The organism is Bradyrhizobium sp. SZCCHNS1022 (genome assembly GCF_032484835.1).
Lineage (GTDB): Bacteria > Pseudomonadota > Alphaproteobacteria > Rhizobiales > Xanthobacteraceae > Bradyrhizobium.
This window is the reverse complement of sequence record NZ_JAUETT010000001.1, coordinates 203,228-219,471: the sequence shown is the minus strand read 5'-3', so window position 1 is coordinate 219,471 and position 16,244 is coordinate 203,228. Positions and strand designations below refer to the sequence as shown.

Here is a 16,244-nt window from a genome sequence, read left to right as displayed (position 1 = left end):
GGGACGTCTGCACGGAACCGGGAAAATGGTTTCGTGGGTCAGCGGAATTGTTTCGTCGGAAGAAACGCAGCGAAATACTTGTGGCGAAATTGTGGATATTTCCGCAGGAAGGAATATTCCGTTACCCCGCGGTACCGCTGGGAGGGCAGATGTCAGGCCTTCTCTCCGGCGGGGGAGAACAGGTACCCGCCCCCACGGACGGTGCGGATGACGGCCGGTTTGGCCGGATCCGGCTCGATCTTACGGCGGATTCGCATGATGCGCAGATCGACCGCGCGATCGAACGCCTCGGCATCGCGGGCGTTGGCAAGCTCCAGCAGCCGTTCCCGCGACAGCACCCGTTTCGGATTGGCCGCAAACACCTTGAGGAGACCGAACTCGGACGCGGTAAGCGGATGCTCGTTGCCTTCGTCGTCGCGCAACGCCTGCGCGTCGAGATCGAGCCATTTCGTGCCGAAACGGATCAATTGGTCCTGCTTTGCGGCCACGGGGGCGGGTGCGGCCGGCGCCGCTTTCGCCGGCGTGCTCCGCCGCAGCACGGAGCGGATCCGGGCCATCAGTTCGCGCAGCTCGCAGGGCTTGGCGACATAGTCATCCGCGCCGAGCTCGAGACCGACGACGCGATCGATCGGGCTTGCAGTCGCCGTCAGCATGATGACCGGGATGTTGGTCCGGTTCTTGAGGTCGCGGATGATCGAAAGCCCATCCTCCTCGGGCATATTGAGGTCGAGCACGACGAGGTCGGCAGGGCCGGAATCGATCGCGCTGCGCAGGCTTTTGCCGCCGTCGCACAAGGTCACGGTGAAGCCGTGCATCTTGAGATAATCGCCGACCATTTCGCGGGCCGGTGCCTCGTCGTCGACGATGATGATGTGCTGGTTCTGGCTCATGACGGTTCGGTGGTCGGGAGGCTGATGGTGAAGGTCGATCCCTGGCCGGGACCATCGCTTTTAGCAGTCACCTCGCCGCCATGCATATCGATGATACGCTTGACAATCGAGAGGCCGAGCCCGGTCGAGCTCTCTCCGGCGGTGGGCTTGGCCGATAGCCGCTGGAACCGGCCGAACAGTCGCCCGAGGTCCTCAGGCGACAGACCCGCGCCTTGGTCGCTCACGCCGAGCGTCACATTGTCCTCGTCGCCGGCGACCTCGACCGCAATCCGGCCGCCGATCGGGCTGTATTTGATGGCGTTGCTGAGCAAATTGTCGATCGCCTCGCGGATGCGATCCGCGTCGCACATCGTCACCAGATGCGGCGGCGCCGATACCGAGATGATCTGCTGCTTGTTGTGCGCCAGCGGCTGGTTTGCCTCGACGACCTCGTGGACAAGGGCGGCGATATCGACCGGCTCGCGACGGATCGTGATGTCGAAGGCGTCCGCCATGGCATCGGAAATCAGATGATCGACCATCGAAGTCAGTCGCCTGGCGGCGTCGCGGATGTGCTCGACCTGCGAGGTGATGCCGTCCCTGGATGCACCGGTCGCGATCAACTCCGTGAGCATTTCGGTGCGGCCCAGGATCACGCTGAGCGGATTCTTCAAATCGTGAGCGACGGTGCCGAGAATCTCGTTCTTGAATCCGTTGGCGCGCTGCAGGCGAAGCCATTGCGCCGACAGCCTGCGGTTCGCCTGCATCAGCGCGCGGGTCCGCTGCGCGACGCGGTCTTCGAGCTGGGTGTTGGCCTCTTGCAGCTGCTGGTACAGGATCACGTTGTCGAAGGCGATGGACAACCGGCTGGAGAAGATCTCGACCAGCGAGCGGTCGGTCTCGGAGAGCGGCCGTTCGGCCTGCAGCAGCACGACCACCTCGCGGCCGCTTCCGGTGCGAACATAGAGCACGGTGCGCTGGTCAGCGAATTCGTTCACGCGCTGCTTGAAGGCGGCCTCCACCATGTCGCGCAGGTCCGGGTCGAGCGATTTCGAGCTGGGCGTGCCCGTGAAGCGGCTGTAGCATCCGGAGCCCGCCAGCACGGAAAAATCTTCCGTTTGGCTGCCGTCGTCCCGCAACACCAGAATTCCGGCGCAGTCGACATTGAGCAGCGAGGCGATCTGGGTCAGCACGCCTTCGGCGAGCCGCTGCATCGACTTGAAATCGTAGAGCGTCGAGGCGGCATCGATGATGATCTCGAGGCCGCGCCGGGTCTGCACCATGCGCTCGAGCTGCTGATAGCTGCGCAGCGCGGCGGTCAGCGAGGTGAACAATTTGTCGGCGGTGAGCTCGGTCTTCGCCTTGTAGTCGTTGATATCGTACTGAACGATGACCCGCCGCTCCGGCGCTTGGCCAGGCTGTCCGGTGCGCAGGATGATGCGCACGGTCTCGTTCTTGATCTCGTTGCGGATATACTCCACGAGCTCGAGGCCGGCGACATCCGTCTCCATGATGACGTCGAGCAGGACCGCTGCGACGTCGGGGTGCTCGCGCATCAGGGCGCGGCCTTCGGCCGCCGAATAGGCCGACAGGATCTCAAGGCCTTGGCCGTTGAGACTGTAGTCGGAGAGCGCAAAGCGCGTACCCTCATGCACCGCACGGTCGTCGTCGATGACGGCGATCTTCCATTTCCGCGCCGAATGATCGTGTTCGACGATGCCGGTGTCGTCGATCAGGTGGAGGACATCGTCCTGTTCGGCCATTGCGTCGTTCCGTCCCCTGCGGTTTCAGAGCCGCCCAATTCTTTAGAACCTCGGGCGACCCGTGGCATGATAATGCGAAAAGTGGTGCCTTGTCCCAGCCTCGACTCCAGCATCATGCGGCCGCCGAGCTGCTGGGTTACAAGATTATAGACGATATGCAATCCAAGTCCGGTGCCGCCCTCATTGCGGCGGGTCGTGAAGAACGGATCGAAGGCTTGGCGCTGCACTTCGGGTGTCATGCCGGCACCGCTATCGGAGAAGATGATCTCGATGTCGTCGGGCCCGCGCGGCCGCGCCGTGATCGAGATCGTGCCAGCGCGGCCGTCGGCAAACGCATGATTGACCGCATTGAGGAACAGATTGGTCAAAATCTGCCCATAGGAGCCCGGATAGCCGTCGACCAGGAGTCCTTCGGGCACGTCCGCGGTCAACTCGATCGGCGCCCGTTTCAGCACTGGCCGCAGGCTGGTGATGATCTGGTCCGTCGCCTCGCCGAGGATGAACTGTCGTCGCTCCGCATGCGAGCGGTCGACTGCGACCTGTTTGAAGGACTGGATCAATTCGCCCGCGCGCTGCAGATTGGCGACCAGCTGCTGCGAAGCGTCGCGCGAGGAGCGCACGAACTCCTCCAGCTGCGAGCGACGCAGCCCATTGGACGATTTCAGCTCCGCTTCGAAGATCTCGGCGCGGCGCGCAAAGCTCGATGCGACCGTGAGGCTGATGCCGATCGGATTGTTCACCTCGTGCGCGACACCGGCCACCAGACCGCCTAAGGCCGCGAGCCGCTCGGCGTCGATCAGGTTGCGCTGCGCGGCATTGAGCTCGAGCAGGGCGCTCTCCGCCTTTTCCTTGGATGTGCGCAGCTCGTCCTCGGTCTTGCGTTTGGCGATCGCGTTTTCGCGGAAGATCTCGACCGCCCGCGCCATGGCGCCGATCTCGTCCCGCGCCTCGGTGCCCTGGACCTCGCGGCCATAATCGCCGGAGGCGATTGCTCGCATGGCGGTCATGATCTGCTGCAGCGGAAGCCGGATCGAGAGCGCGATCAGCACCCCTGCGGACAGGATGATTCCAAGGAAGATCACGGCGATCGAGAGCACCCGGCGCGAAATGTCGGCCAGCGTGTGGTCGAAGGTGGTCTGCGCCTTTTGCTCGCGTTGGCGCATCTTCACCGACAGATCGTCGATGGCGCCGATGGTCTCGGCCTGGCTCGCATCGATCGTGTTGCGTAACAGGTCGGTCCGGTTGGTGAGCTGCTCGGAGAGCTTCGAGAAGCCGGCGCGCAGTGCGGCGGTGCGCGCCGCAAGCCGCTCCAGCGCCATCCGCTGCAGGTCGTTGTCGGCAAGGCTCGACATCACCGGGATCGTCTTCTCGATCGTCTCGGTGTTGCGGCGGGCGTCCTCGGCCGAGGCCGGCGCGAGCGACAAGTAATAGGAGTTGGCCGCGACCAGCATCCCGGTAAAGGCTTCGCGCGACCGGCCGAGCGCCGGCCAGATCTGCGCATCGCGGTGGCCGGTGGCGCCCTCGATCACAGAATAGAGCCCGGCCATTTCGCGGGCGGGTCCGAGCACCTCGTCTTCATAGGTCTTCGAGATGGTCGCCTGCAGGCTGCGCAACTCGCCGAATCCGTCAAGGAAGCGGACCGTGACGTGTTCCAGTTCCTCGACCGATCCGGACAGCATCGGATCGGTGGATGCGCGCGTGGTCAGGGTGCCGAGAACGGCCTCGCGCAACAGCAGGATCTCGGCAAACAGTTCCGGGCTCGGCTGATTGATATAGCGGTGAATCAGGTTCTGCAGCCGGCTGGTTTCGCTCTCAAGAAGCGCGAGGATCTTGTCGGATTCCCGTACCTGCCGCACATCTTCCCAGGCCGAGCCCAGCACCGATGCGCCGTTCCAGATCAGGGCCGCGAGCACGATGACGACAGCAGAATTCAATGCTGCGATGGACAAGATCCGCCAGCGGATCGGCACCGCGCGCAGCAGGCGCACCGTCCGGGCGCGACCGAGGGCTGCCAGGCTGACTTGCCGGGCCGGGGCACCTCGCTGGTCGGTGCTCGTCACGAGGGGGCTACCTAGCCTCGTACCTGAGCGAATAACTCGCTCTAGTTGTATTTTGGCCCAGCGGCACCTCACGCCGCGATATGCAATCGCCGACATTGTGCATCGCAACTATGCTGAGGTGTCCGGCAAGATGACGGACGCGGACCGGCCGTGGCAAGGCCGAGAGTCCGTCTCGTATCGGCGCGGCACCCACAGTCGAAGTCCGCGAATGATAGGCGCGGTACACAGCCAACATGGTCCCCTTGAAGATGAGGTCGAGCCCGGCGCGAAAAGGTTCAATGTATTTTATTGACGGGTGCTATAAGACGATTCTGCCGAGATCGCGATGTCCGTCAACGTTTTGTTCGATGGTTGTCTCATCCTGAAGTTGCTTCTCTCCCTCTTCGTGAGGGCGCCATTTCCGCCGAGCAATATTTCATCAGTTTGAATTGGGAAGCGTATCGTGCCCCTCAGTTTGCGTCCTTTCTGGATCGGCCTCGTCGCCGCTGCGAGTTGCTGGGGTGCCCCCGCTTTTGCCGCAACCGATATCATGTGGTGGCACGCGATGTCGGGCCAACTCGGTAAGCAGGTCGAGAAGCTCGCCGCGGAGTTCAATGCCTCGCAAACCGACTACCGCATCGTGCCGAGCTATAAGGGCAACTACACGGAGACGGTGACGGCGGCGATTTTCGCATTCCGCTCGCGCAGCCAGCCTGCGATCGTGCAGGTCAACGAGATCGCCACCGCGACCATGACGGCAGCCAAAGGCGCAATCTACCCCGTCTTCGAACTGATGCGCGATGAACAGGAGAGTTTCTCGTCCTCGGCCTACCTGCCTGCGGTGACCGGCTATTACGCCGATATCGACGGCAATCTGCTGTCGTTTCCGTTCAACGCATCGACCCCGATCTTGTACTACAACAAGGACATGTTCCGCCGCGCTGGGCTCAATCCGGATGCTGCGCCTAGGACTTGGCCTGAGCTCGGCCTGGCCGCGAAGCGCCTGCGCGACAATGGAGCCCTCTGCGGCTTCACGACGTCGTGGCCCTCCTGGATCCATGTTGAGAATCTCTCCGCCTTTCACAACCTGCCGCTTGCGACGCGCCGCAACGGTTTCGGCGGACTCGACGCCGTCCTGACCTTCAACAATCCGGTCTTGATCCGCCACGTCGCTCAAATGGCGAAGTGGCAGTCCATGAAAGTGTTCGATTATAGCGGTCGCGGCCAGGCCGCCGAGCCGCGCTTTCAGAAGGGGGAGTGCGGCATCTTCATCGGATCGTCGGCGACGCGGGCCGACATCAGGGCCAACTCCAAATTCGAGGTCGGCTACGGCATGATGCCGTACTGGCCGGATGTTGCCGGGGCGCCGCAGAATTCGATTATCGGAGGTGCGACGCTCTGGGTGCTCCGCGGTCGCCCAAGCGCCGAGTACAAGGGGGTAGCCAAATTCTTCAGCTTCCTGTCAAAGCCCGAGGTCCAGGCGTCCTGGCATCAGAACACCGGTTATCTTCCGATCACCCAGGCCGCCTTCGACCTCACCAGGGCGCAAGGATTCTACGACCGCAACCCGGGCACCGCGATTTCGATCGAGCAGGTCACTCTGCATCCGCCAACGGAAAACTCACGCGGCTTGCGGCTCGGCTCTTTCGTGCTGATCCGCGATGCGATCGAGGACGAGCTGGAACAGGCCGTGAGCGGACGGAAATCACCTGAGGCGGCCCTTGATGCCGCAGTGGAGCGGGGCAATAAGCTGCTCCGGCAGTTCGAGCGCGCAAGCCCAGACCGCTAGCTAATTCGCCGCCGCAGAATGGCGGCAAGATGATCCCGACATCCGAACTGACGAGCGCGAAGTCATTTCGCAGCTTTCGCGCGTTTCTGCAGTTCTGGCTGCGTTTGGCGCGGGACACCGCGAGCAACCATGGCTGTTCAAGCTTCGAGCCGGCGCCGTTTGTGGGTGAAACCAATCGGCTGGTCCGGATAGGGACCAGCTGATCCTGAAACTCTTCCCATCGATGCGTCGCGTATCGACGGCTGGCCTTTAGGGGTGAGCAGTCTGGACGAGGTTCAGGAGCTCTGGCCGGATCCGGGTGCTCAATTGCGATCGCCCAACATCTTCGCTCAAGGAATGAGCAAAATAGCATGATTGTATGCAATCGCCGACTCGACGGCTGCGACAATTCGCCCATTATCTAATAATTCCAAATGGTTGTGCCGGTGAGCGCCGCTGGCACGAAGCTTGCGAACGTTCCCTCAAGACTCGTTTCTGACGGAGCATTTGCATGAAGCGTCGCGATTTCTTGAAATCGGTTTCCGGACTGGCCGCAGGGGCGGTGCTGCCCGTTGCACCCAGTGTGATCTCATCGGCGAAGGCCGATGCCCGGTCCGAGACGCTTCTGATCGTGTCCGAGGGCGGGCCGAACAATCTCGACATCCACGGAGTCGGGACCAACGTCCCAGGCTATGAGGTGTCATGGAATTGCTACGACCGACTGATCAGCCACGAGATGAAAAGCGGTCCGGGCGGTGTGCCTTACTACGACCGCGACAAGTTCAAGCCCGAGCTCGCGGAGGACATGAACCTCGGCGACATGTCGGTGACGTTCAAGCTGCGCAAGAATGCCAAGTTTCACGACGGCGCACCGGTGACGGCCAAGGACGTCAAATGGTCGCTCGACCGGGCGGTGAGCGTTGGCGGCTTTCCGACCTTCCAGATGAGCGCGGGCTCGCTGACCAAGCCGGAGCAGTTTGTCGTCGTCGACGACCACACGGTGCGCATCGATTTCCTCAAGAAGGATCGGCTGACGATTCCCGATCTCGCCGTGATCGTGCCCTGCATCGTCAATTCGGAGCTCGTGAAGAAGAACGCCTCCGAAAAGGACCCCTGGGGCCTCGAATTCACCAAGCAGCAGACTGCAGGCTCCGGCGCCTACAAGGTGACCAAATGGACTGCGGGCACCGAAGTCGTCATGGAGCGGAACGACGAATGGGCCTCAGGGCCGCTGCCGAAGATCAAGCGCGTGATCTGGCGCATGGTGCCGCAGGCGGGCAACCGCCGCGCGCTGCTGGAACGCGGCGACGCGGACATCTCCTATGAGCTGCCCAACAAGGACTTCCAGGAGATGAAGGCGAACGGCAAGCTCAACGTGGTGTCGCTGCCGATCTCCAACGGCATCCAATATATCGGCATGAACGTGACCAAGCCGCCGTTCGACAATCCGAAGGTGCGGCAGGCGCTCGCCTATGCGATGCCGTATCAGAAGATCATGGACGCCGTGATGTTCGGTCTCGCCAATCCGATGTTCGGCGCGGCAGCCGACAAGCCGACCGAGGTCGCCTGGCCGCAGGCCACCAAATACGTCACCGACATGGAAAAGGCCAAGGCGCTGCTCGCGGAGGCTGGATATGCCAACGGCTTCGAGACCACGCTGTCGTTCGATCTCAACTTTGCCCAGGTCAATGAGCCGCTCTGTGTGCTGGTGCAGGAGAGCCTTGCTCAGCTCGGCATCAAGACCACGATCAACAAGGTGCCCGGTGCCAATTGGCGCACCGAATTGAACAAGAAGGAGATGCCGCTTTTCACCAATATCTTCTCGGGCTGGCTCGATTACCCCGAATACTTCTTCTATTGGTGCTATCACGGCAACAATTCCGTGTTCAACACGATGAGCTACAAGTCGCCCGTCATGGACAAGTTCATTGACGGCGCCCGCGATGCTGCCGCGATCGGCGACAAGATCAAATACGATGCCGACGTGAAAGGCTTTGTCAATCTCGCCTTCGCCGACATTCCGCGCATCCCGCTCTATCAGCCCTATGTCAACGTCGCGATGCAGAAGAACGTGTCTGGTTATCAGTATTGGTTCCACCGCCGGCTCGACTATCGCGCCCTGGTGAAGGGGTGAGTGATGTGAGCTGCCTTGAGGCTCAGAGTCGGGTTCTCTCATTCCCTTCCCCCTTGTGGGGGCGGGGCAGGGAGGGGGGTAGCCACACGCACCGCCGTCGCGGCTCACCCTCCACCCCAGCCCTCCCCCACAAGGGGGGAGGGAGCCGACCGCGGGTGGCTTCACCACCGACCGCACCATTGGCAAGGCTGCTCGCATGCTGACGCTCATCGCCAAGCGCCTCGCGTTTGCGATCCCCTCGCTGATCGGCGTCGTCGTCGTCACCTTCCTGCTGACGCGCGCCTTGCCGGGCGATCCCGCCGCCTATTTCGCCGGTCCTGCCGCGACCAAGGAAGCAGTCGAGCAGATCCGTAAGAAGCTCGGCTTCGACAAGCCGCTGGTCGAGCAGTTCTTTCGTTATACCGCCGACCTCGCGCATGGCGACCTCGGCAACTCGCTGACCACGGGCCAGCCGGTCGCGACCGAGATCCGCAACCGCTTGCCGGCCTCCGCCGAGCTCACGCTGCTCGGCCTGTTCATCTCGATCCTGATCGCGCTGCCGCTCGGTGTGCTCGCCGCGACGCGGCCGGGCTCGTGGATCGATCATCTCTGCCGCATCGTCACCACGGCCGGCGTGTCGCTGCCGGTGTTCTTCACCGGACTCGTTCTGGTCTATGTGTTCTATTTCCGGCTCGGCTGGTCGCCGGCGCCGCTGGGCCGGCTTGATGTGTTCACCAGTGCGCCGCCAACGGTGACCGGCTTCTACCTGATTGACACGCTGCTTGCGGGCGCCTTCGAGGCGTTCCGCTCGGCGTTCAGCCAGCTGATCTTGCCGGCGGCCACGCTTGCCATCTTCTCGCTGGCGCCGATCGCGCGCATGACCCGGGCCTCGATGCTGTCCGTGCTGGCATCCGAATTCGTCCGCACCGCGCGCGCTTCCGGCCTCTCCCCGTCGACCGTGACCATAACTTACGCCTTTCGGAACGCCATGCTGCCGGTGATCACGACGCTGTCGATGGTGTTCTCCTTCCTGCTCGGCGCCAACGTGCTGGTCGAGAAGGTGTTCGCATGGCCCGGCATCGGCTCCTACGCGGTCGAGGCGCTGATCGCCTCCGATTTCGCGCCGGTGCAGGGCTTCGTGCTGACCATGGCCGTCATGTATGTCGCGCTGAACCTCATCATCGACATTCTCTATGGCGTCATCGATCCCCGCGTGAGGCTGGAAGGATGAGCACTGTCGCGCCTGCGGTAGAACCCGTCACGTCATCGCGAGGCTCCGGCCTGATCGCTCTCGTTGAGCATGCCCGCTATGTGCTCGGTGAGAACAAGGTCACGGCCTTCGCCTTCGCGCTGCTCGTTCTGATCCTGCTCTCCGCGCTGCTGGGACCGTGGATGGTACCCTATGATCCGCTCGCCAGCGACACCGCGGCCGCGTTGAAGCCGCCGTCAGCGGCGCATTGGTTCGGCACCGATCAGCTCGGGCGCGACATCTTCAGCCGTGTCGTGGTCGCCACCCGCCTCGATACATTCATCGCGGTTGCGTCGGTGGCGCTGGTGTTCGCCATGGGCGGCCTCGCCGGCGTCGCCGCGGGCTTCTTCGGCGGTTGGACCGACCGCATCGTCGGCCGCATTGCCGACACCATCATGGCCTTTCCGCTGTTCGTGCTGGCGATGGGCATCGTCGCCGCACTCGGCAACACCGTGCAGAACATCATCATCGCCACGGCCATCGTGAATTTTCCGCTCTATGCCCGCGTGGCGCGGGCCGAAGCCAATGTCCGCCGCAATGCCGGTTTCGTGCAGGCGGCGCGGCTGTCCGGCAACAGCGAAGCTCGGATCCTGCTCGGCCACATCCTGCCCAACATCATGCCGATCATGATCGTGCAGATGTCGCTGACCATGGGCTACGCCATCCTCAACGCCGCCGGCCTCTCCTTCATCGGACTCGGCGTGCGGCCGCCGACGGCGGAGTGGGGCATCATGGTCGCCGAAGGGGCGTCCTTCATGGTCTCCGGCGAATGGTGGATCGCGCTGTTTCCGGGACTAGCGCTGATGATCGCCGTGTTCTGCTTCAACCTGCTCGGTGATGGCTTGCGCGATATCGTCGATCCGCAGCGGCGGACGTAAAGGAGCTTTTCGATGACCGCGCAGCCGCTGCTCGATGTCCGCGATCTCACCGTCGAATTCTCCACGCGTCGCGGCATCGTCAAGGCGGTGCAGCATGTCGACATCTCCGTCGCCAAGGGTGAGACCGTTGCGATCGTCGGCGAGTCCGGGTCGGGCAAGTCGGTCACGTCCTATGCTGTGATGCGTATCCTGGATCGTGCGGGGCGCATCGCCCAGGGCTCGGTGGTGTTCTCCGGCATCGACGTCAAGGCCGCCGGCGAGGCCGAAATGCGCGATCTGCGCGGGCGCGAGATCTCGATGATCTTCCAGAACCCGCGCGCCGCGCTCAATCCGATCCGCAAGGTCGGCCTGCAGATCGAGGATGTGCTGAAGCAGCATGTGCAGGCCGCTGCGAACGAGCGGGCTGAGAAGGCGATCGCGGCGCTGGAGCAGGTCAAGATCGCGCGGCCGCGCGAGCGCTACCACGCCTATCCGTTCGAACTGTCAGGCGGCATGTGCCAGCGCGTCGTGATCGCGCTGGCGCTGGCCTGCAATCCGCAGCTCCTGATCGCGGACGAGCCGACGACCGGCCTCGACGTCACGACCCAGAAGGCGGTGATGGATCTGGTCGTCGAGCTGACGAAGAGCCGCGGCATGTCGACGATCCTGATCACGCATGATCTTGGGCTTGCCGCCGCCTATTGCGACCGCGTGGTGGTGATGGAGAAGGGCCATGTGGTCGAGACGGCCAGCGCTGCCGAGATCTTTGCGCGTCCGCAACATCCCTATACGCGCAAGCTGATGCGGGCGACGCCGCGGCTGGGCGTCTCGCTGCAGGATTTGTTGCCGGAGGATGATGTTCTCGTCACCTCTCCCCGCGTGCGGGGGGAAGTCGGATCACGCAGCGATCCGGGTGAGGGGGACCCACCGCGAGTCGTCCTGCCCGAGAGAGCCCCTCACCCTGACCCTCTCCCCGCAAGCGGGGAGAGGGAGAAGAGGCCGCTCTTGCTGGTCGACAAACTCGTCAAGGACTATCCGCGTCAGGGTGCGACCGCGACGCTATCAAAGCTGTTTGCGCGCCGGCCGCAGGTCGAGCCTGAGGTGTTTCGCGCTGTTGATGGCATCGGCTTTACGATCGGCCATGGCGAAAGCGTCGGCCTGGTCGGCGAATCCGGTTGCGGCAAGTCGACCACGTCGATGATGGTGATGCGGCTGTTGGACCAGACCTCCGGTCGCATCGCGTTCGACGGCGAGGAGATCGGCGAGATCTCGCCGCAGGCCTTCGCGCGGCTGCCGCTGCGCAGTCGCATCCAGATGGTGTTCCAGGATCCGACTGACAGCCTTAATCCGCGCTTCACCGCGGCACGCGCCATTGCCGATCCGATCCTGCAGCTCGGCATGATCAAGGGGCGCGATGCGGTGCGGGCGCGCTGCGAAGAGCTCGCGACGCTGGTCGGCCTGCCGATCGACCTGCTCGACCGCTTCCCGCATCAATTATCCGGCGGGCAGAAGGCGCGCGTCGGCATCGCACGCGCGATCGCGCTGCATCCCAAGCTCGTGATCCTGGACGAGCCGACCGCTGCACTCGACGTCTCGGTGCAGGCGGTCGTCCTGAACCTGCTGCAAGAGCTCAAGCAGCGGATGGGTATGAGCTACCTGTTTGTCTCCCATGATTTGAATGTGGTGCGGCTGTTGTGCGATCGTGTCATCGTGATGCGATCGGGACGGATCGTCGAGGAAGGATCGGCGGAGCGCGTGCTGGGCGATCCGCAGGATGCCTATACGCGCGAACTGCTGACGGCGATTCCGCACCCGCCGCTTCCGGGTCATTGAGAGGGAAAGCCCATGGCTGAGCCATTGGACGATTATATCGACGCGGTCGGGCACGCGCTGGGCCTGCCGATCGAGGACGCGTGGCGCCCGGCGATTCGTGCCAATCTCGAGGTCTCGCTGAAGATGGCGCGGCTGGTCGACGACTATCAACTGCCCGATGAAACAGAGCCCGCCAGTGTCTTCACCGCTTGATTCCTCCGATATGAACGCGGCCGCCATCGCTGCCGCGGTGGCCGCACGCAAACTGTCCGCCCTCGAGGCGACCGAGGCCGCACTGGCGCGGATCGCCCAGCATAACGGCGTGCTGAATGCATTCACCGACGTGACGGCGGATCGTGCGCGCGAACAGGCGCGGGCGGTCGATGCCGCGATTGCGGGAGGGCAGAGCGTGGGCCCGCTCGCGGGTGTGCCGTTCGCCGTGAAGAATCTGTTCGATGTCGAGGGGCTGCCGACGCGCGCCGGCTCCAAGATCAATCGCGACCGCGCGCCGGCCGCGCGCGATGCGACCTTGATCGCGCGGATGGAAGCGGCCGGAGCGGTGCTGGTCGGCGCGCTCAACATGGGCGAATACGCCTACGATTTCACCGGCGAGAACATCCATGACGGACCATCGCGCAATCCGCATGATGTGACGCGCATGAGCGGCGGTTCCTCGGGCGGTTCGGGCAGTGCAGTCGGTGGCCGGCTGGTGCCGATCGCGCTCGGCTCCGATACCAATGGCTCGATCCGGGTGCCATCCTCGTTCTGTGGCATCTTCGGCCTGAAGCCGACCTATGGGCGGCTGTCGCGCGCCCGCTCCTTTCCTTTCGTCGCGAGCCTCGATCATCTCGGCCCGTTTGCGCGGTCGGTCGAAGACCTCGCGCTTGCTTATGACGCCATGCAAGGTCCGGATCCCGATGACGCCGCCTGCACGACGCGCGCGCCGGAGCCGGCAACGCCTCTGCTTCGGCGGGGCACCGGAGGCCTGCGCGTCGCGATGGCTGGCGGGCATTTCCAGAAGCACCTCTTTACGGAGGCGGTGGAAGCCGTGGCCCGCGTCGCCAGGGCTTTGAACGCGACCGAGGTGATCGAGGTGCCGGAGGCTGCGCGCGCCCGCGCCGCGGCTTATGTCATATCCACCACGGAAGGCGCATCGCTGCATCTCGATCGTTTGCGATCGCGGCCGCTCGATTTCGATCCGGCCGTACGCGATCGGCTGATCGCGGGCGCGATGATTCCGGCGCCGCTGGTCGATCGCGCCCAGAAATTCCGGCGCTGGTATCGCGCGCAAGTGCTGGAACTGTTCAGGAGCGTCGATCTGCTGATCGCGCCGGCGACGCCATGTGTTGCCCCAAAGCTCGGGCAAGCGACCTTCGTGCTCGACGGCGTCGAGCTGCCGGTGCGGGCCAATATCGGCATCCACACCCAGCCGATCTCCTTTATCGGTCTGCCCGTCGTTGCCGTCCCGGTTCCGCTATCGCCTCTGCCGATCGGGGTGCAGCTGATTGCCGCGCCTTGGCGCGAAGACATCGCGCTTCGGGTGGCCTACGCCTTGCAAGAGATGGGCGTTGCCGCCGCGCCGGCACCGAAAGGGTTCTAGTTTATGGAAGTCGATCTGCCCGATGTCGTTGCGGAGGTCACCGCGCAGTTCCAGCGTTATGAACAGGCGCTGGTGACGAACGATGTCGCCGTGCTCGACGAACTGTTCCGCAACGATCCGCGCACCCTGCGCTACGGCATTACGGAAAACCTGTATGGCTATGACGAGATCTCGAGCTTTCGCGCCGCCCGCTCGCCGGCCGGCCTGATGCGCCGAACAGCAGGCACCGTGATCTCCACCTATGGCCGCGACAGCGCGGTCGCTTCGACCTTGTTCTACCGCGACAGCGCACCCGGCCGCGTTGGCCGCCAGATGCAGACCTGGATCCGTTTTCCGGAAGGGTGGAGAATCGTCGCGGCCCATGTCAGCATCATCGACGAACCGAAGGGCGCCCCGGCATGAGCCTCGACGATGTATCGACTCGGTCGCGCCAGCGGTTGATCCGGGAGCCGGAGCTCCAGCGCGTCGATCGCGCCCTCCCAAGCGTTGTCAAGATCACCCGCGCCGAAGAGCTGCGGCTGCAGCTCGCCGACGAGATCGTGCGCGGGGTGCTCGCGCCCGGTGCGCCTCTCGACGAGACCGAGATTGCCAAGCGCTTCAACGTGTCGCGCACGCCGGTGCGGGAAGCGCTGCGTCAGCTCGCAGCCTCCGGCCTGGTGGAGGCCCGCGCCCATCGCGGCGCGGTGGTGGCGCGGCCGGGCGTCGAACGCCTGAGCGGGATGTTCGAGGCGATGGCCGAGCTGGAAGGTCTCTGCGCCGGTCTTGCGGCGCAGCGCATGACCCCGGTGGAGCGGCAGCGGCTGGAGCTCATTCACGACGAGTTGCGGACGCTCAGTCACGCCGGGAATCCCGAGCGATTCCACGAGGTGAACGAGCGGTTCCACAGCGCGATCTATGCCGGCGCGCACAATGCCTATATCGCCGAGATCACCTTGGCGACGCGGGTGCGGGTGCAGCCGTTCCGGCGCGCCCAGTTCCGCAATCTCGGACGGCTGGCGAAATCGCATGCCGAGCACGACCGCGTGGTGGTCGGGATCCTGCGCGGCGACAAGGCCGGTGCGGCGAACGCCATGCGCGCGCATATCGAGCTCGTCCGCGGCGAATACGAAATCTACGCGGTCTCCGTCTAGTCTTTGCATCCTGATGTGAGCAGCGAGGAACCTCCATCGCGGGCGGTCGTTTTCTCTGTTCAGTCCTGATCAGAGGAGACGTGTCCATGGCTACAGCTTCGGAGAAGGATCCTCGTCACCACACCCAGCGGATGAAGCAGCGCCTGCAAGAGACGGTGACGCATCTGCGCGAGGATATCGGCAAGGTCGACGAGCCGCAGCTCAAGGCGATGTTCGAGACCTCGGCGGAAGTGCTGAATGGCCTGATCAAGGCCTTCGACGATTACGGCAAGAAGAACGAGTCGGCCTGGCGCAAATCGGCCTGATGGGACGTAACATGGTCCTGCTCACGCCAACTGATCTCGTCGCCGAAATCGACAAGCGGCGTTTCCTGAAGGCCGCCTCGACCGCAGCCGTCGCAGGTGGTCTTGTGCTCTCGCCCGTGGCCGCCTTTACCGCCAAAGAGGCAAAGAGCGAAAAAGAGCCGGAGGTCACGCCGCCGGAGGACCTGATGCGCGAGCATGGCGTGCTCGACCGCGTGCTGCTCATCTATGAGGCGGCGGTGCGCAAGTTCTCGGCCAATGAGGATTTCGATCCGGCCGTGATCACCAATGCGGCGGGAATCGTCCGCGACTTCATCGAGAACTATCATGAGCACTCGGAAGAGCAGGCCGTCTTTCCGCGATTCAAGCAGGCCCGCAAGCTCGTCCCGCTCGTCGATACGCTGTTGGCGCAACACGAGGCCGGCCGGCGGGTGACTGCGAAGATTTTGCAGGCGGCGTCAGGGAGCCGGAAGGCGGGCGACGACCGGCGTCAGGTCGTCGACGGCATTCATGCCTTCATCGCCATGTATCGGCCGCACGCGGCGCGCGAGGACACCGATCTGTTTCCGCTGCTGCGCAAGATCGTCTCGCCGCATGAATATGACGCGATGGCGGAGGATTTCGAGAAGAAGGAACAGCAGATGTTCGGCGGCGACGGCTTTGAAATGATGGTGCAGCGCGTCGCTTCGCTCGAGCAGCAGATCGGCATCGCCGATCTCAATCAGTTCACGCCGCGCTGATG

The 16,244-nt window shown here is 63.7% G+C and carries 14 protein-coding genes; 11 read left to right on the top strand and 3 right to left on the bottom strand.

Translation table 11 applies throughout. From position 1 onward, the window contains the following. Positions 1-152 precede the first annotated feature (152 nt). From QX071_RS00995 to QX071_RS00985, 3 genes are read right to left on the bottom strand one after another with little or no spacing between them, the layout of a single operon-like run. Positions 153-890 (bottom strand): response regulator, encoded by a 738-nt coding sequence (locus QX071_RS00995; RefSeq protein ID WP_315702710.1) that lies wholly within the window; start codon positions 888-890, stop codon positions 153-155. Further along, positions 887-2,632: a DUF3369 domain-containing protein gene (locus QX071_RS00990; RefSeq protein ID WP_315702711.1), complete on the bottom strand. Its 1,746-nt coding sequence runs from the start codon at positions 2,630-2,632 to the stop codon at positions 887-889. The genes QX071_RS00995 and QX071_RS00990 overlap by 4 nt, the downstream gene beginning before the upstream one ends. Next, positions 2,602-4,602, bottom strand: coding sequence for an ATP-binding protein (locus QX071_RS00985; RefSeq protein WP_315744246.1), 2,001 nt, complete (start codon positions 4,600-4,602; stop codon positions 2,602-2,604). Before QX071_RS00985 ends, QX071_RS00990 begins: the two co-directional genes overlap by 31 nt. A gap of 544 nt (positions 4,603-5,146) precedes the next feature. Between QX071_RS00985 and ugpB the strand changes: the two genes are divergently transcribed. The 11 genes from ugpB (at position 5,147) to QX071_RS00930 (ending at position 16,242) form a co-directional block, all read left to right on the top strand. Next, positions 5,147-6,460 (top strand): sn-glycerol-3-phosphate ABC transporter substrate-binding protein UgpB, encoded by a 1,314-nt coding sequence (ugpB, locus tag QX071_RS00980; protein WP_409977477.1) that lies wholly within the window; start codon positions 5,147-5,149, stop codon positions 6,458-6,460. 490 nt (positions 6,461-6,950) lie between these two features. After that, positions 6,951-8,573, top strand: a complete 1,623-nt coding sequence (locus QX071_RS00975) for an ABC transporter substrate-binding protein (protein WP_315702712.1) — start codon at positions 6,951-6,953, stop codon at positions 8,571-8,573. Between the two features lie 196 nt (positions 8,574-8,769). Next, positions 8,770-9,783, top strand: coding sequence for an ABC transporter permease (locus tag QX071_RS00970; RefSeq protein WP_315702713.1), 1,014 nt, complete (start codon positions 8,770-8,772; stop codon positions 9,781-9,783). After that, the gene (locus QX071_RS00965; protein WP_315702714.1) at positions 9,780-10,679 is read left to right on the top strand and encodes an ABC transporter permease; all 900 of its coding nucleotides are present in this window, start codon (positions 9,780-9,782) and stop codon (positions 10,677-10,679) included. The genes QX071_RS00970 and QX071_RS00965 overlap by 4 nt, the downstream gene beginning before the upstream one ends. Positions 10,680-10,691: 12 nt before the next feature. After that, a complete protein-coding gene (locus tag QX071_RS00960) occupies positions 10,692-12,491 on the top strand; it encodes an ABC transporter ATP-binding protein (RefSeq protein ID WP_315702715.1) in 1,800 nt (599 codons plus the stop codon). Between the two features lie 12 nt (positions 12,492-12,503). After that, positions 12,504-12,683: a DUF4089 domain-containing protein gene (locus QX071_RS00955; protein ID WP_315702716.1), complete on the top strand. Its 180-nt coding sequence runs from the start codon at positions 12,504-12,506 to the stop codon at positions 12,681-12,683. A gap of 10 nt (positions 12,684-12,693) precedes the next feature. Further along, entirely contained in the window at positions 12,694-14,070 is a 1,377-nt protein-coding gene (locus QX071_RS00950) for an AtzE family amidohydrolase (protein ID WP_315702717.1), read from the top strand. 3 nt (positions 14,071-14,073) lie between these two features. Next, positions 14,074-14,472 (top strand): oxalurate catabolism protein HpxZ, encoded by a 399-nt coding sequence (gene hpxZ, locus QX071_RS00945; protein WP_315702718.1) that lies wholly within the window; start codon positions 14,074-14,076, stop codon positions 14,470-14,472. Next, complete coding sequence (locus QX071_RS00940) at positions 14,469-15,200, top strand: GntR family transcriptional regulator (RefSeq protein ID WP_315702719.1); 732 nt, start codon at positions 14,469-14,471, stop codon at positions 15,198-15,200. Before hpxZ ends, QX071_RS00940 begins: the two co-directional genes overlap by 4 nt. Before the next feature lie 86 nt (positions 15,201-15,286). Beyond that, positions 15,287-15,505 carry a hypothetical protein gene (locus QX071_RS00935; protein ID WP_315702720.1) on the top strand — a complete coding sequence of 73 codons (219 nt, stop codon included), beginning with the start codon at positions 15,287-15,289 and terminating at the stop codon, positions 15,503-15,505. A gap of 11 nt (positions 15,506-15,516) precedes the next feature. Beyond that, a complete protein-coding gene (locus tag QX071_RS00930) occupies positions 15,517-16,242 on the top strand; it encodes a hemerythrin domain-containing protein (protein WP_315702721.1) in 726 nt (241 codons plus the stop codon). Positions 16,243-16,244 lie beyond the last annotated feature (2 nt).

Bases quoted from the DNA above. Each gene is read 5' to 3' on its own strand.
- QX071_RS00970 (WP_315702713.1), top strand. From the start codon at position 8,770: ATGCTGACGCTCATCGCCAAGCGCCTCGCGTTTGCGATCCCCTCGCTG.
- hpxZ (WP_315702718.1), top strand. From the start codon at position 14,074: ATGGAAGTCGATCTGCCCGATGTCGTTGCGGAGGTCACCGCGCAGTTC.
- QX071_RS00940 (WP_315702719.1), top strand. From the start codon at position 14,469: ATGAGCCTCGACGATGTATCGACTCGGTCGCGCCAGCGGTTGATCCGG.
- QX071_RS00990 (WP_315702711.1), bottom strand. From the start codon at position 2,632: ATGGCCGAACAGGACGATGTCCTCCACCTGATCGACGACACCGGCATC.
- QX071_RS00995 (WP_315702710.1), bottom strand. From the start codon at position 890: ATGAGCCAGAACCAGCACATCATCATCGTCGACGACGAGGCACCGGCC.
- QX071_RS00955 (WP_315702716.1), top strand. From the start codon at position 12,504: ATGGCTGAGCCATTGGACGATTATATCGACGCGGTCGGGCACGCGCTG.
- QX071_RS00930 (WP_315702721.1), top strand. From the start codon at position 15,517: ATGGTCCTGCTCACGCCAACTGATCTCGTCGCCGAAATCGACAAGCGG.
- QX071_RS00975 (WP_315702712.1), top strand. From the start codon at position 6,951: ATGAAGCGTCGCGATTTCTTGAAATCGGTTTCCGGACTGGCCGCAGGG.
- QX071_RS00935 (WP_315702720.1), top strand. From the start codon at position 15,287: ATGGCTACAGCTTCGGAGAAGGATCCTCGTCACCACACCCAGCGGATG.
- QX071_RS00965 (WP_315702714.1), top strand. From the start codon at position 9,780: ATGAGCACTGTCGCGCCTGCGGTAGAACCCGTCACGTCATCGCGAGGC.
- QX071_RS00960 (WP_315702715.1), top strand. From the start codon at position 10,692: ATGACCGCGCAGCCGCTGCTCGATGTCCGCGATCTCACCGTCGAATTC.
- QX071_RS00950 (WP_315702717.1), top strand. From the start codon at position 12,694: ATGAACGCGGCCGCCATCGCTGCCGCGGTGGCCGCACGCAAACTGTCC.